The 25,635-nt window shown below is 75.3% G+C and carries 22 protein-coding genes and 1 pseudogene; 9 read left to right on the top strand and 14 right to left on the bottom strand.

The features are described from left to right. Window positions 1-556: 556 nt before the first annotated feature. Window positions 557-733 (top strand): annotated as a pseudogene (locus tag O7609_RS21750) (CDP-glycerol glycerophosphotransferase family protein); the annotation flags it as partial. Between the two features lie 115 nt (window positions 734-848). Here O7609_RS21750 and O7609_RS21755 read toward each other — a convergent pair. The 11 genes from O7609_RS21755 to O7609_RS24630 all read right to left on the bottom strand — a co-directional run bounded on the left by O7609_RS21755 (window position 849) and on the right by O7609_RS24630 (window position 10,451). After that, window positions 849-1,832, bottom strand: coding sequence for an NAD-dependent epimerase/dehydratase family protein (locus O7609_RS21755; protein ID WP_269744080.1), 984 nt, complete (start codon window positions 1,830-1,832; stop codon window positions 849-851). A gap of 96 nt (window positions 1,833-1,928) precedes the next feature. After that, window positions 1,929-2,684: a sirohydrochlorin chelatase gene (locus tag O7609_RS21760; protein ID WP_269735317.1), complete on the bottom strand. Its 756-nt coding sequence runs from the start codon at window positions 2,682-2,684 to the stop codon at window positions 1,929-1,931. A gap of 35 nt (window positions 2,685-2,719) precedes the next feature. Beyond that, the gene (locus O7609_RS21765) at window positions 2,720-3,610 is read right to left on the bottom strand and encodes an ABC transporter permease (RefSeq protein WP_269735316.1); all 891 of its coding nucleotides are present in this window, start codon (window positions 3,608-3,610) and stop codon (window positions 2,720-2,722) included. Beyond that, window positions 3,597-4,403: an ABC transporter ATP-binding protein gene (locus O7609_RS21770; protein ID WP_269735315.1), complete on the bottom strand. Its 807-nt coding sequence runs from the start codon at window positions 4,401-4,403 to the stop codon at window positions 3,597-3,599. The genes O7609_RS21765 and O7609_RS21770 overlap by 14 nt, the downstream gene beginning before the upstream one ends. Window positions 4,404-4,639: 236 nt before the next feature. Beyond that, window positions 4,640-5,998 (bottom strand): sulfate adenylyltransferase subunit 1, encoded by a 1,359-nt coding sequence (locus O7609_RS21775; RefSeq protein ID WP_269735314.1) that lies wholly within the window; start codon window positions 5,996-5,998, stop codon window positions 4,640-4,642. Continuing rightward, the gene (gene cysD, locus O7609_RS21780; RefSeq protein WP_269735313.1) at window positions 5,998-6,933 is read right to left on the bottom strand and encodes a sulfate adenylyltransferase subunit CysD; all 936 of its coding nucleotides are present in this window, start codon (window positions 6,931-6,933) and stop codon (window positions 5,998-6,000) included. Before cysD ends, O7609_RS21775 begins: the two co-directional genes overlap by 1 nt. Then, a complete protein-coding gene (gene cysC / locus O7609_RS21785; RefSeq protein WP_269735312.1) occupies window positions 6,930-7,478 on the bottom strand; it encodes an adenylyl-sulfate kinase in 549 nt (182 codons plus the stop codon). The genes cysD and cysC overlap by 4 nt, the downstream gene beginning before the upstream one ends. Window positions 7,479-7,519: 41 nt before the next feature. Further along, window positions 7,520-8,224 (bottom strand): phosphoadenylyl-sulfate reductase, encoded by a 705-nt coding sequence (locus O7609_RS21790; RefSeq protein ID WP_269735311.1) that lies wholly within the window; start codon window positions 8,222-8,224, stop codon window positions 7,520-7,522. Then, the gene (locus tag O7609_RS21795; protein WP_269735310.1) at window positions 8,221-8,415 is read right to left on the bottom strand and encodes a hypothetical protein; all 195 of its coding nucleotides are present in this window, start codon (window positions 8,413-8,415) and stop codon (window positions 8,221-8,223) included. The genes O7609_RS21790 and O7609_RS21795 overlap by 4 nt, the downstream gene beginning before the upstream one ends. Beyond that, the gene (locus O7609_RS21800) at window positions 8,412-10,106 is read right to left on the bottom strand and encodes a nitrite/sulfite reductase (protein ID WP_269735309.1); all 1,695 of its coding nucleotides are present in this window, start codon (window positions 10,104-10,106) and stop codon (window positions 8,412-8,414) included. Before O7609_RS21800 ends, O7609_RS21795 begins: the two co-directional genes overlap by 4 nt. Window positions 10,107-10,319: 213 nt before the next feature. Continuing rightward, window positions 10,320-10,451, bottom strand: a complete 132-nt coding sequence (locus O7609_RS24630; protein ID WP_332330053.1) for a putative leader peptide — start codon at window positions 10,449-10,451, stop codon at window positions 10,320-10,322. A gap of 303 nt (window positions 10,452-10,754) precedes the next feature. Here O7609_RS24630 and O7609_RS21805 point away from each other — a divergent pair, with 303 nt between their 5' ends. Beyond that, window positions 10,755-11,729, top strand: a complete 975-nt coding sequence (locus O7609_RS21805; protein WP_269737165.1) for a carbohydrate kinase family protein — start codon at window positions 10,755-10,757, stop codon at window positions 11,727-11,729. 45 nt (window positions 11,730-11,774) lie between these two features. Here O7609_RS21805 and O7609_RS21810 read toward each other — a convergent pair whose 3' ends face one another. Next, complete coding sequence (locus O7609_RS21810) at window positions 11,775-13,430, bottom strand: acyl-CoA dehydrogenase family protein (RefSeq protein WP_269735308.1); 1,656 nt, start codon at window positions 13,428-13,430, stop codon at window positions 11,775-11,777. Window positions 13,431-13,556: 126 nt separating this feature from the next. Here O7609_RS21810 and O7609_RS21815 point away from each other — a divergent pair, with 126 nt between their 5' ends. The 6 genes from O7609_RS21815 (at window position 13,557) to O7609_RS21840 (ending at window position 22,505) form a co-directional block, all read left to right on the top strand. Next, complete coding sequence (locus O7609_RS21815) at window positions 13,557-14,708, top strand: YihY/virulence factor BrkB family protein (protein WP_269735307.1); 1,152 nt, start codon at window positions 13,557-13,559, stop codon at window positions 14,706-14,708. A gap of 94 nt (window positions 14,709-14,802) precedes the next feature. Further along, complete coding sequence (locus tag O7609_RS21820) at window positions 14,803-16,896, top strand: SpoIIE family protein phosphatase (protein WP_269744081.1); 2,094 nt, start codon at window positions 14,803-14,805, stop codon at window positions 16,894-16,896. Between the two features lie 322 nt (window positions 16,897-17,218). Next, entirely contained in the window at window positions 17,219-18,379 is a 1,161-nt protein-coding gene (gene rsgA / locus O7609_RS21825; RefSeq protein ID WP_443072190.1) for a ribosome small subunit-dependent GTPase A, read from the top strand. A 211-nt stretch (window positions 18,380-18,590) separates the two neighbouring features. Next, window positions 18,591-19,703: an MFS transporter gene (locus O7609_RS21830; protein ID WP_269744082.1), complete on the top strand. Its 1,113-nt coding sequence runs from the start codon at window positions 18,591-18,593 to the stop codon at window positions 19,701-19,703. Continuing rightward, window positions 19,703-21,175, top strand: a complete 1,473-nt coding sequence (locus O7609_RS21835) for an AlkA N-terminal domain-containing protein (protein WP_269735304.1) — start codon at window positions 19,703-19,705, stop codon at window positions 21,173-21,175. The genes O7609_RS21830 and O7609_RS21835 overlap by 1 nt, the downstream gene beginning before the upstream one ends. A 112-nt stretch (window positions 21,176-21,287) precedes the next feature. Further along, window positions 21,288-22,505, top strand: coding sequence for a protein phosphatase 2C domain-containing protein (locus O7609_RS21840; RefSeq protein WP_269744083.1), 1,218 nt, complete (start codon window positions 21,288-21,290; stop codon window positions 22,503-22,505). 30 nt (window positions 22,506-22,535) lie between these two features. Here the strand turns inward: O7609_RS21840 and O7609_RS21845 are convergent, their stop codons facing one another. Beyond that, entirely contained in the window at window positions 22,536-23,591 is a 1,056-nt protein-coding gene (locus tag O7609_RS21845; protein WP_269735302.1) for a DUF2637 domain-containing protein, read from the bottom strand. A gap of 176 nt (window positions 23,592-23,767) precedes the next feature. Beyond that, window positions 23,768-24,625 carry a (2Fe-2S)-binding protein gene (locus O7609_RS21850; RefSeq protein ID WP_269744084.1) on the bottom strand — a complete coding sequence of 286 codons (858 nt, stop codon included), beginning with the start codon at window positions 24,623-24,625 and terminating at the stop codon, window positions 23,768-23,770. A 126-nt stretch (window positions 24,626-24,751) separates the two neighbouring features. Between O7609_RS21850 and O7609_RS21855 the strand changes: the two genes are divergently transcribed. Continuing rightward, a complete protein-coding gene (locus O7609_RS21855) occupies window positions 24,752-25,621 on the top strand; it encodes a GntR family transcriptional regulator (protein WP_269735300.1) in 870 nt (289 codons plus the stop codon). Window positions 25,622-25,635 lie beyond the last annotated feature (14 nt).

Here is a 25,635-nt window from a genome sequence, read left to right on the forward strand (position 1 = left end):
CCAACCACGACCGGGTGGCCGGGGCGCGATGCTCTGCGGGTGTTCATCAGGTTCCGGGGCGACTGTTCGGGCTGCCCAGGCGGACCCGAACACCCACCGGGGGCTCCGCCGCGACATCGCGATGAACACGGATTCGCCCTCGTCGGCTACCGCCCCGTCGCGCTACTCCGGCGGGCTTCGCCGTGCGCACGCCCACGCCCGGTCTCGGACGTTTGGAGGGCGGGGCGGACCAGCGGGGCTTCATGTGCCCACATCGCCCTCGTGTCCCGCGACAGCCAGCCTCCGGCGGTCCGTGGGGTGCTCGGAGTATGGGGCAGGGCTGGCAGTGATCTCGCCCCACTGCCTTGTTCGCGTCCGTCGCCACGGCAACGCGAACGCTCTCGGAGCACCTCCCGGTCTACCTCGGGCGGCCGGGAGGTTTGGCGGACGTATCTGTCGGATGCTGTGCGTGACATGTGACGTGCCGAGTCACATCCTCTTATCTGCCGTCCCCTATGGGGAGACATGGTGTGATGCGTGCGGAGCCCCACGCCACTCCGCGCGCGTTCACTAGCTGCGCGCCGCGTTCCGGGAGCAGTTCTGCGAGTTCGACGACGGCCGGGCGGCCGAGCGCGTCGTCCGCCGCGTCTTCCTCGGCGAGGACACCGACTCCGCCCTGCCGGTCGTCCCCCTCCAGGAGCGCGGGCACGTACCCACCCCCGCCGAGGTGTTCGCCCCCGCCGAGCGGGTCTGACCGATGCCGGGCGCCCGAGCGTCCCCGGTAGGACAGAGCCGGGCCGGTGGCGAGGAGAAGCTCTCGCCACCGGCCCGGCTCTCGGGTTCTTCGGGGCCCGAGCGGGTCTGACCGGTCAGCTCGCCGCCTTCTCCAGCGCCTCGGCCTCCTTCTCCGGGCTGAGGCCGGTGGTGGCTCGGGGGTGGGTGTGGGCGGGGGCGTCGAGGGTGGCCCAGGTGTCGGCGACGGTGTCGAGCAGGGGGCGCGGGCGCAGGCCCGCGGCGAGGGCCCGGCTGACGTCGGAGCGGTGCATGGCGTCGTGCAGCTCGCCCGGCGGGGCCCAGACGGGGAGCTCGGTCCAGGGCTCGATGCCGGCCGCCAGGATGGTCTCCGGGGCCGTCCAGCGCAGCTCGGCGGCCGAGCCGGTGGCCTGGACGCAGGCGTCGAGGAGGGTGCCCATCGTGGCGTCCCCGGAGCGGCCGACGGTGTCGTAGGCGCCGCCGAGCCCCGAGGTGGCGCCGTCCAGGGCGAAGACGGCCAGGTCGCGGGCGTCGACGTACTGGAGGGGTAGGTCGCGCGGGCCGGGGGCGAGGACGGGGCCGCCGCGGGCGATGCGGCGCAGCCACCACGGCAGCCGGCCGACGTCCTCGCGGGGGCCGAGGATCAGCCCGGCGCGCAGCAGGAGTGCGCGGTCGCCGAAGGCGTCGAGGACGGCGAGTTCGCCGCCGCGCTTGTTGTGGGCGTAGTCGGTGGCCTCGGCGTCGGGGGAGGCGTCGACGACGGGGGTGTCCTCGTCGGCGCCGGCGGGGGCGGGCCAGGTGTAGACGGAGCGGCTGGAGACGTAGGCGTAGTGGCCGCAGGAGGGGGCGAGGAGCCGGGCGCTGTCGCGGACGGCTCGGGGCGCGTCGGTCCAGGTGTCGACGACGACGTCCCAGGTGCCGCCGGCGAGCGCCGTCAGCCCGTCGGGGCGGGTGCGGTCGCCGAGGAGGGAGCGCACGCCCTCGGGGGCGGGGGTGTTGCCCCGGTTGAGGACCGTCACGTCCCAGCCGCGCGCCACGCCCTCTTCCGCCACGGCCCGTCCCACGAAGTGTGTGCCGCCCAGCACGAGAAGGTTCGTCATGGCGCAACTGTGCAGGGGGCGGTCGTCACCCGGAAGCGTTGATCTCCGTCAGCGGAATCGCCGAGAGCGCAACCGCGGCCGTGTGGTGACGGCGGGTCAGGCGACGGCGAGGGCGGGGCGGCTGGCGCGGGCCTCGCGGTAGCGGCGCAGCAGGAGGTCGGCCAGCTCTGGGGCGTCGCCGAGGACGGGGGCCACGGCGTCGGCGCCCGCCTCGGCGGCGCCCGCGGCGATGCGGTCGGGCAGGAAGCCGGGGGCGATGACGTAGGGGGCCACGGCCACCCGGCGGACGCCGTCGGCGCGCAGGGCGCGGACGGCGTCCGCGGTGCGGGGGAGGGATGCGGAGGCGAACGCAGGCCGCACGGCGCACCAACCGGTGGTACGCCGCCACTCCCGCGCGATTTCTGCGATCACTGCGATCGCCTCCGGGTCAGAGGAGCCCGCCGACGCGAGGACGATGCCGGTGGTGGCGGCGTGGGACGGGTGCACTCCCGCCTGCCCGAGCCGCCGCTCCAGGGCGGTGGTCAGCAGGCCGTGCGGGCCGAGGACGTCGGCCTGGGTGACGCGCAGCCGCGGCAGCCGGGCCGCGGTCTCCCGCAGGACGGCGGGGATGTCGCTCTTGGCGTGGAAGGCGCGGGTGAGGAGCAGCGGCAGGGCGACGACGTCCCGCACCCCGTCGGCGTCGAGGCGGTGCAGGGCCTGGGGCACCGAGGGGGCGTCGAAGTCGAGGTGGCCGACGTCGACGCGCAGCCCGGGGCACTGCCGGCGGACCCGTTCGCACAGCGCCGCGACGGTGGCGGCGTGCCGCGGGTCGCGGCTGCCGTGGGCGATGACGAGGAGGGCGGGGGCGGGCATGAGCGGGTCCGTTTCCGTCGGGTGGCCGGTTTTCGTCAGCGGCCGGTCAGGCCGCGGGCGTGCAGGACGCGGCGTTCGAGCGGGGAGAAGAGCAGGGACTCGACGGCGACACCGACGGCGAGGATGAGCGTGACGGCGGCCAGCACCGCGCTCATGGACTCCGCGGTGTTGCCGTCGGCGAGCATCCGGCCGATGCCGGGCAGGGGCGTGGCGGTGATGAGCTCGGCGGTCATGAGGGCGCGCCAGCCGAAGGTCCAGCCCTGGCGCAGGGCGCCGATGAGGCCGGGCAGGGCGGCGGGCAGGAGGATGTGCAGGGCGCCGCGCGGCCCTTGGGCGCCCATGGACCGCCCGGCCCGCAGGAGCAGAGGCGGCACCTGGTCGATGCCGGCCGCGACGCCGACCGCGATGGAGGGCACCGCGCCGAGCAGGACGACGGTGTAGACGGCGCCCTCGGAGGGGCCGAGGGCGATGACCGCGACGGGGACCAGGGCGGCGGCCGGCAGCGACTGGACGGCCGAGAGGACGGGGCCGAACACCGTGCGCAGCGGCGTGAACCGGGTGAGCAGGACGCCGAGGGGCACCCCGATGGCGGCCGAGGCGGCGAAGCCGACGAGGCAGCGCAGCACGCTGTGCCCGAGGGAGGGCAGCAGGGTGCCGTCGGCGAGGGAGTCGCCCAGGGAGGCGGCGACCGCGGCGGGCGCGGGCAGCTCGGCGGACCAGTCGAGCCAGTACACCAGCTGCCACAGCCCGAGCACGAGGGCGACGGCGAGGAGCGGCGGGGCGGCCTTGGCCAGGACGCGGCGCGAGGTGTCGGCGGGCTGGCTCTCCAGGGCGTCGAGCCCGGAGGCCATCTCGACGGCGTCCTCCGTCTCCGGGCCCGGGTCGCGCCCGGAGGGCGGCGTACTCACCGCGTCAGTGACGGGCATGGCGCACGATCTCCCGGTGCAGGTGGCAGGTGATCTCGCGGGCGAGCGAGGTGACGCCGTTGTCCTCGATGCGCCGCGGGTAGGGCAGGTCGACGTCCCAGGAGCGGGCGACGCGCCCGGGGCGCGAGGAGAGCAGGACGACTCGCTGTCCGAGCCGCACGGCCTCGCGGACGTTGTGCGTGACGAACAGGACGGTCAGCTTGCGCTCGGACCACACACGGGTCAGCTCCTCGTGGAGCAGGTCGCGGGTGATGGCGTCCAGCGCGGCGAAGGGTTCGTCCATGAGCAGGACCTCGCTGCCCTGGGCCAGCGAGCGGGCCAGGGCGACGCGCTGCCGCATGCCGCCGGAGAGCTGGTGCACGCGCTTGCCGTAGGCGTCGGGGAGCCGTACGAGCCGCAGCAGCTCCCGGGCCTGTTCCCGGCGCTCGCCCTTGGGGACGCCGGCGAGCCTGAGGGCCAGCTCGATGTTGCGCCCGGCGCTCAGCCACGGGAACAGCGCGTGGTCCTGGAACATCAGGGCGGGCCGCCCGAAGGGCACCTGGGCGGTGCCGGACGTCGGCTGGTCGAGCCCGGCGACGAGGTTGAGCAGCGTGGACTTGCCGCAGCCCGAGGCGCCCAGCAGGCAGACGAACTCGCCCGGCGCGGCCTCCAGCTGGATGTCGTCCAGCACGAGCTGCTGCGCGCCCCGGCGGCCGAACGCCTTGGAGACGTGGTCGAGCCGTACGGCGTAGGGCGCGGGGGCGTGCGCCTCGGCGGCCTGGGCGGGGGCCGGGGTGGCGAGTTTCGTGGGCACTGGGTGTCCTCTCGTCGTTCGCCACCTTCGGCGGGCGGCTACGGCAGGTCAGACCGGACGTACGGGGCGGGCGCGGCGGATGCCGGTCGTGCGGGGTGCGGGACGGGCGTCACGGGCGGCATCGCCCCATGCCGCCCTGGCCGCTGCCGAGGGGACCGCTGCCGACGCGCACTCCGCGCCGGTCGAACGTCGCGAACGGCGTCGCACCGGCCGCCCGGAGGGAGAGGGGGGTCATGTCAGAAGTCCCAGCCCTCGTCGTCGGCGGCGGCCGGAGCGGCGTCGGCGGCGGCCTCGGCGAACGCGTCACCGGCCATGCCGGCGGTGAGCGTGGTGCCGTCGGCCGGGTCGACGAGCAGGAAGGAACCGGTGCGCCGGGAGTCGGCGTAGGCGTCCACGGCCAGCGGCTCGGCGGTGCGCAGGACGACGCGGCCGATGTCGTTGGCGGCGAGGGTGCCGGGTTCGGGGTGCTGGGAGAGGTCGTCGAGCGTGAGCCGCGAGGGGATCTGCTTGACGATGGCCTTGACGGTGCGCGTGGTGTGCTTGAGCAGGACGCGCTGGCCCGCGCTGAGCGGGGTGTCGTGCAGGTGGCACACGGTCGCGGTGAGGTCCTGGCCGGGGGTGACGACCGCGTCCGCGGGGGCGATGAGGTCGCCGCGCGAGACGTCCAGGTCGTCGGAGAGCCGCAGGGTGACGGACTGCGGCGCCCAGGCGACGTCGACGGGCTCGCCGAGCGCGTCGATGCCCTCGATCGTCGACGTCCGGCCCGAGGGCAGGACGGTGACGGGCTGGCCCACGCGCAGCACGCCGGAGGCGATCTGCCCGGCGTAGCCGCGGTAGTCGGGCAGCTCGGGGGTCTGCGGCCGGATCACGTACTGGACGGGGAAGCGGGCGACGTCGTCGGACGGGTCGTGGGTGACGGGGACCGTCTCCAGGTGCTCCAGCACGGTGGGCCCCGCGTACCAGTCCATGTGCGCGGAGGCCGTCACGACGTTGTCGCCGACCAGGGCGGAGATGGGGATGGCGGTGACCTCCGGGACGCCGAGGGAGGCCGCGTAGGCGGTGAACTCCTCGGCGATGGCGGCGAAGAGCGACTCCTCGTAGCCGACGAGGTCCATCTTGTTGACGGCCAGCACGACGTGCGGGACGCGCAGCAGGGCGGCGACGGCGGCGTGCCGGCGGGTCTGCTCGACGACGCCGTTGCGGGCGTCCACCAGCACCACGGCCAGCTCGGCGGTGGAGGCGCCGGTGACCATGTTGCGGGTGTACTGCACGTGCCCGGGGGTGTCGGCGAGGATGAACCGCCGCCGGGGCGTGGCGAAGTAGCGGTAGGCGACGTCGATCGTGATGCCCTGCTCCCGCTCGGCGCGCAGGCCGTCGGTCAGCAGGGCCAGGTCGGGGGCCTCCTGGCCGCGGCTGCGGGAGGCGTGCTCGACGGCCTCCAGCTGGTCGGCCAGGACCGACTTGGAGTCGTGCAGCAGCCGTCCGACGAGGGTGGACTTGCCGTCGTCCACGCTGCCGGCGGTGGCGAAGCGCAGCAGCGAGGTGGCCGACGTTTCGGAGACCTCGGCGGCCGGTGTCGTGCTCGGCTGGCTCATCAGAAGTACCCCTCGCGCTTGCGGTCTTCCATCGCGGCCTCGGACAGTTTGTCGTCGGCCCGCGTCGCGCCCCGCTCGGTGAGCCGGGAGGCGGCGATCTCGGTGATGACCTTCTCGATCGTGTCGGCGCCGGAGTCGACGGCGCCGGTGCAGGACATGTCGCCGACCGTGCGGTAGCGCACCCGGCGCTTCTCGACGGTCTCGCCCTCCCTGGGGCCGCCCCACTCGCCGGGGGCCAGCCACATGCCGCCGCGGGCGAAGACCTCGCGCTCGTGGGCGTAGTAGATCTGCGGCAGCTCGATGTTCTCGCGCGCGATGTACTGCCACACGTCCAGTTCGGTCCAGTTGGACAGCGGGAAGACGCGCACGTGCTCGCCCGGCGCGTGCCGGCCGTTGTAGAGCTGCCACAGCTCGGGGCGCTGGCGGCGCGGGTCCCAGCCGCCGAACTCGTCCCGCAGGGAGAAGACGCGCTCCTTGGCGCGGGCCTTCTCCTCGTCCCGCCGGCCGCCGCCGAAGACGGCGTCGAAGCGGTGGTCCTCGATGGCGCGCAGCAGCGGCACCGTCTGGAGCGGGTTGCGGGTGCCGTCGGGGCGCTCGCGCAGTTCGCCGCGGTCGATGAACTCCTGCACGGAGGCGACGTGCAGCCGCAGCCCGTGCCGGGCGACGGTGCGGTCGCGGTAGTCGATGACCTCGGGGAAGTTGTGCCCGGTGTCCACGTGCAGCAGCGCGAACGGCACCGGCGCCGGCGTGAACGCCTTGAGCGCGAGGTGCAGCATCACGATGGAGTCCTTGCCCCCGGAGAACAGGATCACCGGGCGCTCGAACTCCCCGGCCACCTCCCGGAAGATGTGCACGGCCTCGGACTCCAGCGCGTCCAGGTGGGACAGCGCGTAGGGGCTGTCGGTGGCCTCGCCGGTCTCGGTCGCGGTCGTCATGCCAGTCCCTTCTGAAGCAGCAGCGTGTGCAGCGTGGCGGCGGACTCCTCGACGCTCTGCTCGTGCGCCTCGATCCGCAGGTCCGGCGCGGCCGGGGCCTCGTAGGGGTCGTCGACGCCGGTCAGCCCGGTCAGCCGTCCGGCCGCCTGCTGGGCGTACAGGCCCTTCACGTCCCGCTCCGAGCACACCTCGACCGGCGTGGCCACGTGCACCTCGACGTACGGCGTGCCCTCGCGCCCGTGCCGCTTGCGCACCGACTCCCGGCTGTCCGCGTACGGCGCGATGACCGGCACCAGCACGGTGACCCCGTGCGAGGCCAGCAGCTCGGCGACGAAGCCGATGCGCTGGACGTTGGTGTGGCGGTCCTCCCGGGAGAAGCCGAGCCCGGCGGAGAGGAACTCGCGGATCTCGTCCCCGTCGAGCACCTCCGTACGCTGCCCGGTCTCCTCCAGCCGCGCGGCCAGGGCGCGGGCGATCGTCGTCTTGCCCGCGCTGGGCAGCCCGGTCAGCCAGACCGTGGCGCCGCGGCGTCCTGCGTCACTCATCGTCTCCGCTTCCTGCCGTCCTTCACCCGTCAGCCGCCCCATCAGCCGTGCAGCCCGCACTCGGTCTTGCCGGAACCCGCCCAGCGGCCCGCCCGCGCGTCCTCGCCCGCCGCGACCCGCCGGGTGCAGGGGGCGCAGCCGACGGAGGCGTAGCCGTCGCTCAGCAGCGGGTTGGTCAGGACGCCGTGCTCGGCGACGTAGGCGTCCACGTCCGCCTGCGTCCAGCGGGCGATGGGCGAGACCTTGACCTTCCGCCGCTTCTCGTCCCAGCCGACGACGGGGGTGTTCGCCCGGGTGGGGGACTCGTCCCGGCGCAGGCCCGTCGCCCACGCCTGGTAGCCCGTCAGCCCCTCCTGGAGCGGGGCCACCTTGCGCAGGGCGCAGCACCGGTCCGGGTCGCGGTCGTGCAGCCGGGGGCCGTACTCGGCGTCCTGCTCGGCGACCGTCTGCCGCGGGGTGAGGGTGATGACGTTGACGTCCATCACCGCCTCCACCGCGTCGCGGGTGCCGACGGTCTCGGGGAAGTGGTAGCCGGTGTCGAGGAAGACGACGTCGACGCCCGGGAACACCCGCGAGGCGAGGTGGGCCACGACGGCGTCCTCCATGGAGGACGTCACGCAGAAGCGCTCGCCGAAGGTGTCGGCGGCCCAGCGCAGGATCTCCCGCGCCGGTGCCTCCTCCAGCTCCCGCCCGGCCCGTTCGGCCAGCTCCCGCAGCTCGCTGGCGGTCTCGGCGGCGGTGGTCATGCGGTTCCCCCTTCGTCGTCTCCGGTGCGCTCGGCACCGCGTGCGAAGCCCCGGGCGAGCAGGCCGAGGAAGGAGAGCCTGAAGGCCCGGTTGCAGGCGCCGCACTCCCAGGCGCCGTGCCCCTCCTCGGACGGCCGCAGGTCCTCGTCCCCGCAGTACGGGCAGTAGAACGGGGCGGCGCGCTCGCTCACTTCAGCGACCCTTCGTCAGCGCGGGCCACCCACTGGGAGAACCGCTCGCCCTCGGTGCGCTGTTCCGTGAAGGCCCGCACGACCCGCTCGACGTAGTCCGGCAGCCCGGCGGCGGTGACCTTCAGGCCGCGCACCTTGCGGCCGAAGCCGGGCTCCAGGCCCAGCGAGCCGCCCAGGTGCACCTGGTAGCCCTCGACCTGGTTGCCGTCCTCGTCCAGGACGAGCTGCCCCTTGAGGCCGATGTCCGCGACCTGGATGCGGGCGCAGGAGTTGGGGCAGCCGTTGATGTTGATGGTGAGCGGCTCGTCGAAGTCGGGCAGCCGCCGCTCCAGCTCCTCGATGAGGCTCTGGCCGCGGCCCTTGGTCTCGACGATGGCGAGCTTGCAGAACTCGATGCCGGTGCAGGCCATGGTGCCGCGCCGGAACGGGGACGGCTTCGTCGTCAGGTCGAGCGCCGCGAGGGCGTCCTGGAGCGGCCGCACCTGCTCCTCGGGCACGTCGAGAATGATCATCTTCTGCTCGGCCGTGGTGCGGACGCGCTGGGAGCCGTGTGCCTCGGCGAGTTCGGCGATCTTGGTGAGGGTCGTACCGTCCACCCGGCCGACACGGGGCGCGAAGCCGACGTAGAAGCGGCCGTCCTTCTGCCGGTGCACGCCCACGTGGTCGCGCCAGCGCTCGACGGGGGCCTGCGGCGCGGGGCCGTCGGCCAGCTTCCGCTTCAGGTACTCGTCCTCCAGGATCTGACGGAACTTTTCCGGGCCCCAGTCGGCGACGAGGAACTTGATGCGGGCCCGGGTGCGCAGCCGCCGGTACCCGTAGTCGCGGAAGATGCCGATGATGCCCTCGAAGACGTCGGCGACCTCCTCCAGCGGTGTCCAGGCACCCAGCCGCACCCCGATCTTGGGGTTGGTGGACAGCCCGCCGCCGACCCAGACGTCGAAGCCGGGGCCGAGCTCGGGGTGTTCGACGCCGACGAAGGCGACGTCGTTGATCTCGTGCGCGACGTCCAGCAGGGGCGAGCCGGAGATCGCGGACTTGAACTTGCGCGGGAGGTTGGAGTACGCGGGGTTGCCCACGACGCGGCGGTGGACCTCGTCGATCGCCGGGGTGCCGTCGATGATCTCGTCGGCCGCGATCCCGGCCACGGGGGAGCCGAGGATCACGCGCGGGGTGTCGCCGCAGGCCTCCGTCGTGGAGAGCCCCACGGCCTCCAGCCGACGCCAGATCTCCGGCATGTCCTCGATGCGGATCCAGTGGTACTGGATGTTCTGCCGGTCGGTGATGTCTGCGGTGCCGCGCGCGAACTCCTCGGAGATCCCGCCGACGACGCGGAGCTGCTCGGTGCTCAGGCGGCCGCCGTCGATCCGCACGCGCAGCATGAAGTACGCGTCGTCCAGCTCCTCCGGCTCCAGGACGGCCGTCTTGCCGCCGTCGATGCCGGGCTTGCGCTGGGTGTACAGGCCCCACCAGCGCATGCGCCCGCGCAGGTCGGCACCGTCGATGGAGTCGAAGCCGCGGTGGGCGTAGATCGTCTCAATGCGTGTCCGCACATTGAGACCGTCGTCGTCCTTCTTGGTCTGCTCGTTGGCGTTGAGCGGGGTGAAGTGTCCCTTGGCCCACTGGCCTTCGCCACGGTGGCGGCCGGGCTTGCGGCGCGTCGGGGCGGCGGCTTGCTGGGGCTTGTCGGCCATGGTGGCGGGTCCTTCGGGCTGACGGGGTGGATGCGGCAGGGGGCGGCGCCCGCGCGTGCGGGCGGGCGGTGGCCGTGGCACACGGCGGTGCACCCGCGCTGGCGTCCCCGGCCCGAGGTCGGGGAGGGGGAGGTCAGGGGGTGGCACGTGCCCGCGTCGGCGGGGGCGGCGTGCGGTGCGGCGTTGCTTTCAGTGCGCTCGGTGCTGTGACTGTCAGCCCGCCGGACAGATGGCGCTGGACATGCGACCGAGGTCGACGTGACGTCGACTCACCAAGACGATTCCAGCTCTGGACATGGACGGAAGACTCGCACGCGCTCTTGGACCCAGTCCACCGTTATCCATTATGCGGACATGCGTGTCTCGTTGGATGGAATGCTGTGGTGGGCGTCACATCGCGGCTCCGGGTGGGCTGCGGCCTGGTCGATCTTCCCGGTGGGCGCCTTTGGCCCGGACTCGGCGCACGGGGCCGAGGACGCGGGCGACCCAGGTGCCGCCCCCGCCGGGCGGGTGCCGGGCCTGCGGCCCCCAGGCACCCTATCCGGATCGCGGGACCGATGTCCGAAACCTGGACGGGGGCTCGGCTGGCAGGATGGCCACGCCCACTCTGACCCGGCTCCGCGGAGGTCGTTTCCTTTGCCCGTACCGATCCGGAGTGCCGACGCCGGGCAGCCGCCGGGCGCCGCGCGCTCGCCCCGCGCTCCCGTCGCCGTGCTGGGCGAGTGCGTGGCCGACGCCTTCGTCACCGCGGCCGACCCCGAGGGCCTCGGGCTCCGGGTGCAGCCCGGCGGCGGACCGGCCAACACCGCGGCCGCCCTGGCCCGGCTCGGCACCCCCACCCGCTTCCTCGGCCGACTGTCGGCGGACGTCTTCGGCCGGCTGTTCCGCACCAGGCTGACCGATGCGGGGGTGGACCTCGACGCCGTCGTCGAGGCGGCCCAACCCAGCACGCTCGCCGTCGCCGACGTGGACGACCGGGGCCGGGCCGACTACTCCTTCCACGCCCAGGGCACCGCCGACTGGCAGTGGACGGACGCCGAGCTGGCCCGAGCCGTGCGCGCACCCCTGGCCTGCCTGCACACCGGCTCCCTCGCGCTCGTCCGCGCGCCCGGGGACGCCGCGGTGGAGCGGCTGGCGGCCGCCGTCCGGGCACGGGCGACCGTCTCCCTCGACCCCAACGTGCGCCCGTTGCTGGTGGAGCCCGCGCGCTACCGGGAACGGCTGGCCCGCTGGTGCGCGGTCACGGACGTGCTGCGGCTCTCCGACGAGGACCTGGCGCATCTGCTGCCCGGGACGCCGCTGCCGGGGGCGGCGGAGACCCTGCACACCTGGGGCGCCCGGCTCGTCGTCGTCACCCTGGGGGAGCGGGGAGCGTACGCGTCACTCGACGGCCGGGGCGTGCGCGTGGCCGCCCCGGCGGTCGCCGTCGTCGACACCGTCGGGGCCGGGGACGCGTTCATGGCCGGGTTCCTGCACTCCCTGTACGGCGCCGGGGCGCTCGGCGGGCGGCTGGACGCGCTGGACGAGGCGGCCGTGCGCTCCGCGCTGGCCCGGGGCGTCGAGGTCGCGGCGGCCGTGTGCACGGTCCGCGGCGCCGACCTGCCCCGCACCGGCCCGGCGTGAGCCCCGCCCGACCGGAGGTGAGCCCCAGCCGTCCGGAGGTGAGCCCTACGCGACCGGCCGCGCCCGCTCCACGACGGCGGCCAGGTCCAGCGTGCCGGGGAGGGTGCCGAAGGCGTGGCCCCAGTCCGCGCCCAGCCGGGAGGCGCAGAACGCGTCGGCCACCTCGGCCGGGGCGTGCCGCACCAGCAGCGCGCCCTGGAGGACGAGGGCCATGCGCTCGACCAGGCGACGGGCGCGGCCTTCGATGCCCTCCAGGTCGGCCAGCTCCACCAGGAGGTCCTTGACGGCCGCGTCGAGCCGGTGGTCGGCGCCCCGGGCCGCGCCCACCTCGCCGAGGAAGGCGTCCAGTGCGCCCGGCTCGCGCTGCAGGGCGCGCAGGACGTCGAGCGCCTGGACGTTGCCGGACCCCTCCCAGATGGAGTTGAGCGGGGCCTCCCGCAGCAGCCGCGGCATCCCCGACTCCTCCACGTAGCCGTTGCCGCCGAGACACTCCAGGGCCTCCCCGACGGTCGGGGTGCAGCGCTTGGTCACCCAGTACTTGGCAGCCGGTACGGCCAGCCGCAGCAGCAGCCGCTCGCCCTCGTCCTCCGGAGCGGCGTCGCAGGCGGCGGCCAGTCGCAGCGCGAGCGCCGTCGCCGCCTCGGACTCCACCGCGAGGTCGGCCAGGACGTTGCGCATCAGCGGCTTGTCCACGAGCAGCCCGCCGAAGGCCTCGCGGTGCGCCGTGTGGTGGACGGCCTGGGCCACCGCCTGCCGCATCAGCCCGGCCGAGCCGAGCACGCAGTCCAGCCGGGTGGCCGCGACCATCTCGATGATCGTGGCCACCCCCCGGCCCTCCTCGCCCACGCGGTGCGCCCAGGTGGTGCCGTCGAACTCCACCTCGCCGGAGGCGTTGGAGCGGTTGCCGAGCTTGTCCTTGAGCCGCTGGACGCGGAACGTGTTGCGGCTGCCGTCCGCCAGAACGCGCGGCACCAGGAAGCAGGTGAGTCCCGCCTCCGCCTGGGCCAGCACCAGGAACACGTCGGACATGGGGGCGGAGCAGAACCACTTGTGGCCCCTCAGCGCGTAGGTGCCGTCCTCGGCCAGGGGCGCGGCCCAGGTCGTGTTGGCCCGGACGTCGGACCCGCCCTGCTTCTCCGTCATGCCCATCCCGGCCAGCGCGCCCCGCTTGGCGGCGGGCGCCCGCAGCCCGGGCTCGTACACGTGCGAGGTCAGCAGCGGCTCCCACTGTGCCGCGAGCCGCGGCTCGGCCCGCAGCGCCGGGACCGCCGCGTGCGTCATCGACACCGGGCAGCCGTGGCCGGCCTCGACCTGGGACCACACCAGGAAGCCGGCCGCCCGTCGCAGGTGCCCGTCGGGCCGGGACCAGGCGTCGGTCAGCCCCGCCGACACCGCCCGGTCCAGCAGGTGGTGCCAGGCGGGGTGGAAGTCGACCTCGTCGATCCGGTGCCCGTAGCGGTCGTGGGTGCGCAGCCGCGGCGCGCACTCGTTCGCCTGCACCCCCCACTCCTGGGCCTCGGCCGAGCCCGCGGCCCGGCCCAGCGCGGACAGCTCCGCCCGGACCTCCCCGGCGCGCTCGGGGGCGACCTGCCGGTCGACGGCCTCGGCGAGCGCGGCGTCGGCGGCGAACACGTCGTAATCCACCAGCGGCGGGGGCTGGTTGGTGACCGAGTGCGTGGCGTGCGGCGTCTCAGCAGGCATGGCGACACCTTAGGCCTCCCCGCCGGACCCGTCACCCGTGCGGGTTCCCCGCCGGTAGCCGGATACGTTGGGCGGGTGCGAGCAGCAGAACCATCCCCCCGACGGCGCTCCGCCCGGCGCGTGCGCATGAGCGGCCTCTACCGCGACGTCCCCAAGCGGAGGCTCGCCTGGCTGCTGCTGAAGGACACCGTCAACTCGTGCATGGAGTACCGCATCCTCGGGCTCGCGGCCGAGGCGGCGTTCTTCACGCTGCTGTCGCTCCCGCCGCTGCTGCTCGGCCTCATCGGGCTGCTCGGCTACCTGGACGCGTGGATCGGCACGGACACCATCGACAGCGTCCGCAGCAACATCCTCGACGCCTCGGCCACCGTCCTGTCCGACCGGGGCGTGAACGACATCGCGGCCCCGCTCATCGACGACGTCATCCGGGGCGGGCGGCCCGACATCATCTCGGTCGGCTTCGCGCTCGCGCTGTGGTCGGGCTCCCGTGCCGTGAACGTCTTCATCGACACCATCACGGTCATGTACGGGCTCGACGGCCACCGGGGGATCGTCAAGACCCGGCTGCTGGCCTTCCTCCTCTTCCTCGTCGCCCTGCTCATCGGGGCCGTCGCGCTGCCGCTGATGGTGGTGGGCCCGGACGCCGCCATCGGCTGGCTGCCCCAGGCCGAGTGGGTCGTGAGGATCTTCTACTGGCCCACGGTCCTGCTGCTGTCCGTCGCCTTCCTCACCACGCTCTTCCACGTCTCCGTCCCGGTCCGCTCGCCGTGGCGCGAGGACATTCCCGGGGCGCTCGTGGCCCTGCTCATGTGGGTGGGCGGCTCCTTCCTGCTGCGGATCTACCTCACGAGCACGGTCGAGGGGCCGACGATCTACGGCTCGCTGGCCGCGCCCGTCGCCGTGCTGCTGTGGATCTTCGTCTCGGCCTTCGCCGTGCTGGTCGGCGCCGCCGTCAACGCCGCCCTCGACCGGGTGTGGCCCTCGGTCGCCACCGCCGCCGCCCGCCGGGCCCGGGACCGGCGGCGGGAGCAGGAGGCCGCCGCCCTGGTCGCGGCCGCCGAGGCCCGCCGCAACCGCGCGGGCGCCGGGGGGAGCGACGAGGACGAGACGGACGACGACGCCGGGTACGACGACCCGTACGCTCACGGGAGCGGCGCACCCGGCGCGGGGCGCGGCGCCGAGCCGGAGCCCCCGGGGCCGGCCGAGTTCCCCGAACGCTGGGCCCGCTTCCTGCCGCCGGAGGACGTCCGCTCCCGCATCAAGGGCCCCCGGCGCTGACGGTCTCGCCCCGCCGCCCCCGCCCGCTCGAAGAATCGGGCGAAAAGTGACAAAGTGAAGGAGATCGCCTTCCGGTCGGGGGTGCGGTATGGACATGCGTGATTCGGCTCCCGGGGCGCCCGCCGGGCCCGAGGGCTGGCCTGCGGACACGCGCACCACCCTCGCCCTCAACCTCACCGGAACCTTCGACTGGGACCTGGACACCGGCAGCCTGCACCTGGACGACGGCGGCCTCGCGGTGTTCGACCTGCGGCCGGACGAGTTCGACGGCCGGCCGGCCAAGCTGATCGACCGGCTGCCGCGCAGCGAGTGGTCGCGGCTGGACGCCATGGTCACCCAGGCCATGAAGGACGGCCGCTCCCGCTTCGGGCTCTACTTCCGCATCCGCTGCCGGGACGGCACCCTGCGCTGGACGCACTCCCAGGGCCGCCTCCTGCGCGACCCCTGGGGCCGGGCCCACCGGATCATCGGCATCGTCCGCGACGCCACCGACGAGCTCACCGGCGCCACCGGCGGCGACGCCCCCGACACCGAGCGGCACCGCGAGGCCAGCGTCGTCGAGGAGACGACCGCCGCCCTCGCCAACGCCCGCAGCGTGCGCGACGTCATCGACGTGCTGGAGAGCGCCCGCGGCGTGGGCCGGCTCGGCGCGGTGAGCCTGATGATGGGTTTCGTCGAGGGCAACCACCTGCGCCAGATCGCCGAGGGACGCACCACCAGCCTCGTGCCGGAGCTGGAGTTCACCCGGCTGGACGCCGACTTCCCGATGAGCGAGGTCGTCCGCACGATGACCCCGCGCTTCTTCGTCTCCCAGCAGGAGTTCGCGGCCCGCTACCCCAGGCTGTGGCCCTACATCGCCCCGCTCAACGCCTCCGCCGCCGCGTATCTTCCGCTGATCGCCCAGGGGCGCGCGATCGGCGCCATCGGGCTGCTGTTCCGGGACAAGTACAGCTTCACCCCCGGCGAGGAGACCCTGTTCACCGCGCTGACCAGCACCATCGCGCAGAGCCTGCAGCGGGCGATGCTCTACGAGCAGGAGATGGAGCTCGCCGAGAGCCTCCAGCGCTTCATGCTGCCGCACACCATCCCCTCGGTGCCGGGCCTGCGGACGGAGGTCAGCTACCGCCCGGCCCGCCAGGGGCGGGACATCGGCGGCGACTGGTACGACGTCATCCCGCTGCCGGGCGGCCGCATCGCCGCCGTCATCGGCGACGTCCAGGGCCACGACACGCACGCCGCCGCGGTCATGGGCCAGCTGCGCATCGTGCTGCGGGCCTACGCCGCCGAGGGGCACGCGGCCTCGACGGTGCTCGCCCGCGCCTCCACGTTCCTGCACGACCTCGACACCGACCGCTTCGCCACCTGCCTGTACGCCGAGGCGGATCCGGCGACCGGCTGGCTGCGGCTCGTGCGGGCCGGGCACCTCGACCCGCTGCTGCTGGGCACCGACGGCCGGTGCCGGGTGCTGCCGGTCGCGGGTGCCCTCCCGCTCGGCCTGCCCCACCTGGGCCCGTCGGACTTCCCGGTCACTTCGCTGGAGCTGGCCGTGGGGGAGACGCTGGTGATGTTCACCGACGGGCTGGTGGAGCAGCCGCGCGTGGACCTCGACGACGGGATCCGCGAGCTCGTCGACGCCGTCGGGCGCGGCCCCGAGGACCTGCGCCTCCTGGCCGACTGGGTGTGCGAACAGCCCGGCGGCCGCTCCGGGGCGGACGACCTCGCCCTCGTCCTGCTGCGCCGCGAGACCGCTGCCGTGCCGCAGCCCGGCCGCCGCCTGCACCGGCGGGTCGCCGCCGGGGACCTCAAGGCCGTCGCGGGCTTGCGGCGTCTGGCCCGCTCCGCCGTCCGCTCCTGGAACGCCGACTCCTGCGCGGACGCCGTCGAACTGGTCACCCAGGAACTGACCGTCAACGCGCTCCGGCACACCACCGGCGACGCCCTCGTGACGTTCCTGCTGCTGGACGGCGGCGACCGGCGGGTCCGGGTCGAGGTCGAGGACGGCTCCACCGACCCGCCCGAGCTGAGCGCGGACGAGGACATCGGGCTCACCGGCCGCGGCATGCTCCTCGTCGACCGCCTCGCCGACGTGTGGGGCGTGGAGACGCGGGGGAGCGGCAAGGCGGTGTGGGCCGAGTTCGTCGCCCCGACCCGCTACGGCGAACCCGAGGGCTGCGAGTCCTCGCGGTAATTCACTGGCACCGCCGCCCCGCGCTCCCTAGGCTGCTGCCCGTCACGCCGGGACCCCGGTGTGGAGACGCCGCCACCGCGTCCGGGCCGAGGCCCGGGGTGCCGGGCACGGAGCCGTCGAGGCCACGGGCGAGCCCGGGCTCCGGGGCCCCCGCGTCCGCCGTGGCAGAAGACAGGAGGTGAGGCCGATGACCGTCGTCGTCGCCGCGGTGCGGAGGAACCGCCCGCAGATCGCCCGTACCACCACTCCTGTTCCCGTGGTCTCCGGCTGACGCCGCACAGCGCCGCACGCCGGGGAGCACCTTTCGAAGGGTTTCACCGCGTTGAGGCCGCACACGCCTGCTCACGTCTCCACCACCAACACCACCACCTCCGCCGGTTCCGGGTCCGGTTCTGACGCCCCGGTGCCCCAGGCGGGCTCCGCGCTCGTCCGCTACGGCTGGGACGAGGCCACCGCCCTCGCCTTCGCCCCCTTCGGCCGGGACGGCTGCGTCCCCGGCCGCATCGTCCGGGTGGACCGCGGCGGCCGCTGCGTCGCCGTGACGGCCGACGGCACGCTGCGTGCCGAGAGCCACCCGGTGGCCGGCGCCGACCCGACCGCCATGCCCTGCACCGGCGACTGGGCGGCCCTCGCCGAGGGCCCCACCGGGCCGCAGGTGCGCGCCCTGCTCCCGCGCCGCTCCGCCTTCCTGCGCTCCACCTCGTCCAAGCGCTCCGACGGCCAGGTGCTGGCCGCCAACGTGGACGTGGCGGCCATCGTCGTCTCCCTCGCCGTCGAACTCGACCTCGGACGCCTGGAGCGCTTCGTCTCCCTGGCCTGGTCCAGCGGTGCCGAGCCGCTGCTCGTGCTCACCAAGGCCGACGTGGTGCCCGAGCCGGGCCCGCTGTCCGCCGACGCCGCGTCGGTGGCCCCCGGCGTGGACGTCCTGACCGTCAGCTCCGTCACCGGGGCCGGGATCGAGGAGCTCGCCCGGCGGCTGCACGGGCGCACCGGAGTGCTGCTCGGCCTGTCGGGGGCGGGCAAATCGACCCTGGTCAACACCCTGACCGGGCGCCAGGCGAGCGCCGTCCAGGCCGCCCGCGACCGGGACGGCAAGGGCCGCCACACCACCACCCACCGCGAACTGTTCCCCCTGCCGGACGGGGGCGTCCTCATCGACACCCCCGGGCTGCGGGGCGTGGGCCTGTGGGAGGCCGACGCCGGGGTCCAGCAGGCGTTCTCCGACGTCGAGGAGCTCGCCGCCGCCTGCCGCTTCCCCGACTGCGGGCACCGCACCGAGCCCGGCTGCGCGGTGCGGGCCGCGCTGGCGGACGGCTCCCTGCCGCACCGGCGGTGGGACAGCTATCTGAAGCTGCGCCGGGAGAACGAGCGGCTGGCGGCCCGAACGGACGCCCGGCTGCGCGCCGAGCGGAAGAAGATGTTCAAGGAACGCGCCGCGTTCGGCCGGCACCAGGCTGAGCGCAAGCGCGGACGCCGCGGCTGACGAGGCGTCCGCCGCTCTTCCCGGGGCCCGGCCCCGGGAAGAGCGGCGAAGAGCGGGGCGCACGTCCCTGGCCGGGCGGCGGAGCGCGGCATAGGATCGCCTCATGTTCCGACGACATTGATCCTCCCGCGGTCCCTCGGGCATCTCCAGCACCTCCACGTCCTCCCTGGCGCGGCGGCTCTACGCCTACGCGGGGCTGGAGGACTTCGTCGTGCTGTATCCCCTCTACGCGGTGCTCTTCGCCGACACGGGGCTCTCGGCGGCGCAGATCTCGTCGCTGTTCATCCTCTGGTCCGTGGCCGGTTTCGTGCTCGACGTCCCCACGGGCGTCCTGGCCGACCTGCTGCCCCGGCGGGCGCTGCTGGTCGTGGCGCCGCTGGCGAACGGTGTCGGCTTCGCCCTGTGGACGTTCCTGCCCTCCTACCCCGCCTTCGCCGCGGGTTTCGTGCTGTGGGGCGCCGGGGCGGCCCTGCGCTCGGGCACGTACCAGGCGCTCGCGCACACCGAGCTGGCCCGGTACGGCGCCGCCCACGCTTACGAGCGCGTCATCGGCCGCAGCCGGGCGGCGGGCGTCACGGCGCAGCTCCTCGCCGCCGCGCTCGCCGCACCCGTCCACGCCGCGGGTGGCTACCGGGCGCTCGGCGCCGTCAGCGTGGCGGCGATGCTCCTGTGCGCCGCCGTGGGCCGGACGCTGCCCGCATCCCGGCCCCCGGCCCCGGAGGAGGGCGAGGAGGTGCCCGGCTTCACGACCGTGCTGCGCGGCGGGCTGCGCGCCCTGCGGCACACCCCGCGGGCCCGGCGCGCCGCGCTGCTCTTCGCCGTCGTCACCGGGTTCGCCGCGCTGGACGAGTACGTTCCGCTGCTCGTCGACGCCACCGGGGCCGGGCCTGCCGCCCTGCCGCTCCTCGTCGGTCTGGTCACGGCCGGAGCGGCCGCCGGCGGCTGGCTGGCCGGGCGCGGCCCGCGCGGCGCCGCCGGGCCGCTGGCCCTGGGCGCGCTCTGCCTCGCGGCGGGCTCGCTGGCCGGCAGCCCGCTCGGCCTGCTCGGGGTCGCCGTCGCCTTCGGCGTCTTCGAGTGGGCCACGGCCCTCACCGACGCCCGGCTCCAGGCCGCCGTCCCGGACGCCTCCCGGGCGACGGTCACCTCGCTCGCCGGGTTCGGCTCGGAGCTGTGCGCTGTGCTGGTCTTCGCCGGGTACGCCGTCGGCGCGCAGGCCCTCGGCCCCGGCCCGGTCTTCGCCGTCTGCGCCCTGCCGTACCTGCTGGCGTCCGTGTCCGAATTCCGCCAGTCGCGCCGTCGCCGCGCCCGCACACTGGAGGAGTGATGGATGACGAGAGCAGGTACGAGGCCGTCCGCAGCAGGGACGGCCGGTTCGACGGCGTGTTCTTCACCGCCGTGCGCACGACCGGCATCTACTGCCGGCCGAGCTGTCCGGCCGTCACCCCGAAGCGGCGGAACGTCGCCTTCCACCCCTCCGCCGCCTCGGCGCAGGCCGCGGGCTACCGGGCCTGCCGCCGGTGCCGCCCCGACACCGTGCCCGGCTCGGCGGAGTGGAACGTCCGCGCCGACGCCGTGGGCCGCGCGATGCGCATGATCGCCGACGGCGTCGTGGACCGCGAGGGCGTCGGCGGGCTGGCCGCCCGGCTCGGCTACAGCAGCCGCCAGGTCCAGCGGCAGCTCACCGCGGAGCTCGGCGCCGGGCCGATCGCGCTCGCCCGCGCCCAGCGGGCGCACGCCGCCCGCACCCTCCTGCAGACCACCGGCCTGCCGGTGACGGAGATCGCCTTCGCCGCGGGTTTCGCCAGCGTGCGCCAGTTCAACGACACGGTCCGCGCCGCCTACGGCACCACGCCGACCGGGCTGCGCGGCACGCCGCCCGCCGCGCGCGAGGGCGACGGCGTGAGCCTGCGGCTGGCCTTCCGCGGGCCCTACGACGCCGCCGGGGTCTTCGGCTTCCTCGGCCTGCGCGCCGTCCCGGGCGTCGAGGAGATGACCGGCGAGCCCGGAAACCGCCGCTACCGCCGCACCCTCGCCCTGCCGCACGCACACGCCGTCGCGGAGGTCGGCGAACGCGGCGGCCCGAACTGGCTGCCCTGCCGGCTGCACCTGGCCGACCTGCGCGACCTCACGACCGCCGTCCAGCGGCTGCGGCGGCTGTTCGACCTGGACGCCGACCCCTACGCCGTCGCCGAGCGGCTGGGCGCCGACCCGCTGCTCGGCCGCTGGGCCGCCGCCCGGCCCGGGCTGCGGTCCCCGGGCGCGGCGGACGGCGGCGAGCTGGCCGCACGCGCCGTCCTCGGCCAGCAGGTCACCGTCCAGGCGGCACGCACGCTGGCCGGACGGCTCGTCGAGACGTACGGCAAGCCGCTGCCCGCCCCGGACGGCACCCTCACCCGGCTCTTCCCGCGCCCCGAGACCCTCGCCGGCGCCGAACTCGCGGAACTCGGCATGCCGGGAGCCCGGCGCACCGCCCTGCGCACGGTGATGACGGCGCTCGCCGAGGGCTCCGTGCGGCTCGACCCGGGCGCCGACCGGGAGGACGCCGAGCGGGCCCTCCTCGCGTTGCGGGGCATCGGGCCGTGGACGGCGTCCTACATCCGGATGCGGGCCCTCGGCGATCCCGACGTCTTCCTCACCGGGGACGCCGGGGTGCGGCACGGTCTGGCCCGGCTGGCCGGCGCCGTCGACCCGGCCGCCTGGCGCCCCTGGCGCTCGTACGCCGTCCACCACCTGTGGGCGGGGCCGGCCCTCGGCGGCCCCGGCGACGCCCGACCGCGCCCCTCGCGGTCCCGCTGATCACTCGCAGGGGTGAAGCGTCGCCCGTATCGCCGGTACGAAGAAACCGAGTTGGCCGGGGAACGGCCGTGGCGGGGTGGGCCGCGGGCCTCGGCGCGGCGACACTGGCGGGATGACGCACGACTGGTGGAGCCGGCTCTACGCGGACGACACGCCCGACGCGGGCGGCACCGACGTGGCCGACAGCCTGGACGACCGGTTCGCCGAGGCCGCCCGCACCCTGGGCGCCCCCGGACTGCCCCACCGCCGACAGCCCGCCGAAGCCGGGCCCCCGGACGCCGGGCCTCCCGAGACGCCCCGGGGCGCCGAGCCCACGGAAAGCGGACCCCCGGGCGCCGAGAGCTCCGACGTCCCGCCCTCCGACGTCCCGCCGCCCGGCGCCGGGGAGCCCGGGCACGAGCCGGACGCGGAGCCCACCGGGGCCCGGCCGTTCGACCGGGCACGGGCCGGGGACGGGCCGGGCCGGTACGCCGCGTACGTCGGGGACCGCCCGCCGACCTACGACCCGGAGCCGACGGCCTGGCCGCAGGCCCACGCCGGGCATCTCGACGGGCTGGTGCCCGACACGGAGCTGGACGGCGCCAGCTACGGCGCGCTCACGGTCCGCGCCGCCTCCCTGCGCGGCGACTCCGCCCGGTTCCGCGGCCGGGCCCGGCACGACGCGCTGCTCACCGCGCGGTTCGGAGCGGGCGATGACGCGTTGCTGCTGCTCGCCGTGGCCGGCAGCGGGCGCACCGCGCAGGCGGGGCCGCAGGCCGCGCGGGACGCCTGCCAGGGCATCGCCCTCGCGGTCGGCCGCAACCACGCCCGGCTGGTGGACGACATCCGGGCGGGGCGGCGCGGTGCCCTGAAGCCGGGGCTTGGCCGGCTGACCGGCCGGAGCCTGGGCCTGCTGGGCTCCCGCGCCCTCGAACGGGGCCTGGACCCCGGTGAGTACACGGCCTGGCTGCGCTGCCTCCTGCTGCCGGTGGACCCGCGCTGCCGCACCCGGGTCTTCTTCGGCGCCGGTCCGGGCGGGCTGTTCCGGCTGCGCGACGGCCGCTGGGACGACATCGATCCCGGGGAGTCGGGAGGCGCGGGGGAGACGCCGGACTCGGGCGTGCCTCTCTTCCGCTTCCGGGCCGATACCGCCCGACCCGGGGACACCCTGCTGCTGTGCAGCCCGGGGATGGCCGAACCGCTGGACGGCGAACCGGACTTCGGGCGGGAGCTGGCCGCCCGCTGGGCGGCCCGCCCAGCGCCGGGGCTGGCCGCCTTCCTGAGCGACGTCCAGCTCAGGGTGAGGGGGCACGCGGACGACCGCACGGCCGTCGCCGTCTGGGAGGGCTGACCGCCTCCGGCGGCCGCGCCTCGGCGCCGGTCAGCCGAACTGGCGCTCGATGGCGGCGAGTTTCTCCTCCAGCGAGTCCAGACGCGGCTTGGCCTGGCCGATGTCCGCGCTGTCCGGGCCGAGCGACTCGGGGCCGTCGTCCTCGGTCGGGGCGCCCGGCTCCCCTCGAACACCCGCGGCGCCCGGGACCGTCCCCGCCTCCGCGACCGGCTGCAGTGCGGGCCGGGCCCGCACCGGGGGCTCCACCTCGACGGCGACCTCCACGTCCCCGGGCACGCCGCCCTGTCCCGGCACCCAGCCGCGCGGCCGCCGGGAGATCGCCTTCAGCCTGGCCCGCTCCAGCTTGTTCTGCTCCCGGCGGCGAGTCCGTTCGCGCTCCCTGACGCGCCGGTCCTCGCGGACCTCGTCCACCGCCTCGTCCAGCGTGCGCACGCCCTCCAGCAGCATCAACGACCAGGCCTTGTAGGTCTCGCGGGGTGCCCGCAGCCAGCGGACGGCCCGGATCTGCGGCAGCGGGCGGGGCACGAGACCCCGCTCGCGCAGCGCGGCCTTGCGGGTCTGCTTGAGCGCCCGGTCGAAGAGGATCGCCGCCGAGATGGACATTCCGGCGAAGAAGTGCGGGGCGCCGGCGTGGGCCGCGCCGCGCGGGGCGTGCACCCAGTTGAACCAGGCCGCGGCCCCGGCGAAGATCCACACCAGCAGCCGGGAGCCGAGGGACGCGTCGCCGTGGCTGGCCTCGCGGACGGCGATGAGGGCCGAGAACATCGCGGCGCCGTCCAGGCCGAAGGGGACGAGGTACTCCCAGCCGCCGCTCAGGTTGAGGTTCTGCCGGCCGAAGCCGACGAGGCCGTGGAACGAGAGGGCGGCGGCCACTCCCGCGCAGCAGAAGAGGAGCAGGTAGGAGGCGGTGGCGTAGACGGTCTCCTTGCGGCGGCGGCGCTCCTCGGTCCGCTCCCAGGTGTCGCCCTGAGCGGAGTCCTCCGCGGGTTTGCGGCCGCGTGCCATCAGGATGACGGCCCCCAGCAGGCCGGCGAGCATGACGGCCCCCGCCACCGCCCAGTTCAGCGATCCGTCCGTGAGTTCCATTCGGTGCCCCTATCCGGCCGTCGGCCGTGGCCGCGGCGCTCCGGGAGTCCCGGACGCCGGGTGCCGCTTTCGCGCAGCATCCTGGCCCAGCGGGCGGGGCGCTCAAGGGCTTTTCGGGCAAGTGACCGCCAACGAGCGTCCCCGGTGGTGTGATTCGGACGATCGGGTCGAACGGATCAGCCGGATGCGGTCAGGCGCTCGATTCGTTCGGCGTCGGACGTGCGGGGGCAGGTCACACACGTCTCCCGCGGGCGCAGGGTGTAGAAGAGGCAGCAGCTCGCCCGGTCCCGGGTGGGCAGCCGGGTGCCGTCGGGGGCGGTCAGCTCGCGGAACCCGGCGCCGCACGGGTAGGGCGCCGCGGCGCCCGGCAGCAACGTTTCAGCGGCCTCGATGGCGCGCTGCTCCTCGCCCATGAGCTTGCCGGTGTACCACAGACCCTCGGTGATCTCGTCCGCCGCGGCCCCCCACAGGGCCCGGGGGCCGCGGCGCATGTGCGGCCGGAACCCCTCCAGGACCGGAGCCAGGTGCTCAGCCACGGCCGCGCGCACGGCCTGCCGCAGCGCTTCCTCGTCCGCCACGGGGCGGGCCGTGGGCAGCGCGGCGGCGGGGTCGTCCGCCAGGCAGCTGAAGGCGGGAGCCGCCACCGCGAGCCGTCCCGTCGCCCGGTGGAAGGCGACGCCGCCGGGCGGCAGGTGCGGGACGCGGCGCAGCAGGAACCACGGCATCGTGATCAGCAGCGTGGCGGGCCACGCGTAGCGGTGCAGCCCGAAGGAGGCGACGACGTCGGGCCGGGCGGTGCCGCCGTAGTCCCTGCGGATCTGTTCCTCGTCCCACGCCAGGAACGAGCGCAGAGCGGCGCCTCCCGCGGCCAGTTCCGCGCTGCCCGCCCAGCCGTCACCGGTCGGGAGGCGCCCGTCCGGCACCTCGGTGATCCGCACCCCCGGCAGCAGCTCGCCGAGACGGGCGTAGGCGGCGGCGAGCGGCGCCTCCGGGACGGTGGCGGAGTGCGCTGGAGCGAGGCTGGTGGCGGCCATGCGGCGGTTCCCATTCCACGGTCGTTGGCAGGTAAGCCTTACCTTACTCGATCTCCGCAAGGTTTGATGGCCGCCACTCTCGGCCTATCGTGCTCTTCGGACAGCGCGGCGGACAGGAGCGGGCGAATGGCACGGACCCGGACGGAGTCGGACACCGGCGCGGAGCCGTGGGCCGGTACGGCCGCCCCGGACACCACGACCACCCGAGGACCGGGCCCCGCTCGGGCCCCCGGCGCCGGCGGCACGGCGGTGTCCGGCGTCCCGGCCCAGCCCTCCCCGTCCACCGGGTTCCCGCCCGGCCCGGTCCGCGCGAAAGGCGGGGGTGGCGCGGCAGACGGCTCGCCGGGGGCCGCCGTCCGGGGGGAACACGACCACGCGGAACCGCCGGTGCCGCGCGTCCCGCGCCGGCACTCCGTGCGCGGGCAGGTGCTCGCCGCCCTGCGCGAGGCCCTGCTGGACGGCGACCTGGTACCGGGGCGGATCTATTCGGCGCCGGTGCTGGCGGAGCGCTTCGGCGTCTCGCCCACGCCGGTCCGTGAGGCCATGCAGCAGCTCGCGGCGGAGGGCGCGGTGGAGACGGTCCCCAACCGCGGCTTCCGGGTCGCCGAGTGCTCGGTCCGGGACATCGCTGAACTCTCGGAGGTCCGGGCGCTGCTGGAGATCCCCTCACTGCTGCGCCTCGCCCGTACCCTGCCCGCCGAGCGCTGGCGGTCGCTGCGGCCCCTGGCCCAGGCCACCGTCGCGCTCGCCGCCCGGGGTGAGCGGGCCGCCTACCTGGAGGCCGACCGCGACTTCCACCGGGCCCTGCTGGAGCTGACCGGAAACCGGCACCTGGTCCGGGTGACCGAGGAGGTCCGCCGTCGAAGCCGACGGGCCCCGCGGCCGACGGGTGATCTGCTGACGGCGGCCGGCGAGCACGTCGCCCTCGTCGACGCCCTCGCCGCTCGTGACCTCGTCGCCGTCGAGGAGCTGCTGCGCGGCCACGGGCCCCACTGACCCGCCCCGGCGGC

Origin of the sequence: Streptomyces sp. WMMC1477 (assembly GCF_027460245.1) — a bacterium.
Classification (GTDB): Bacteria; Actinomycetota; Actinomycetes; order Streptomycetales; family Streptomycetaceae; genus Streptomyces.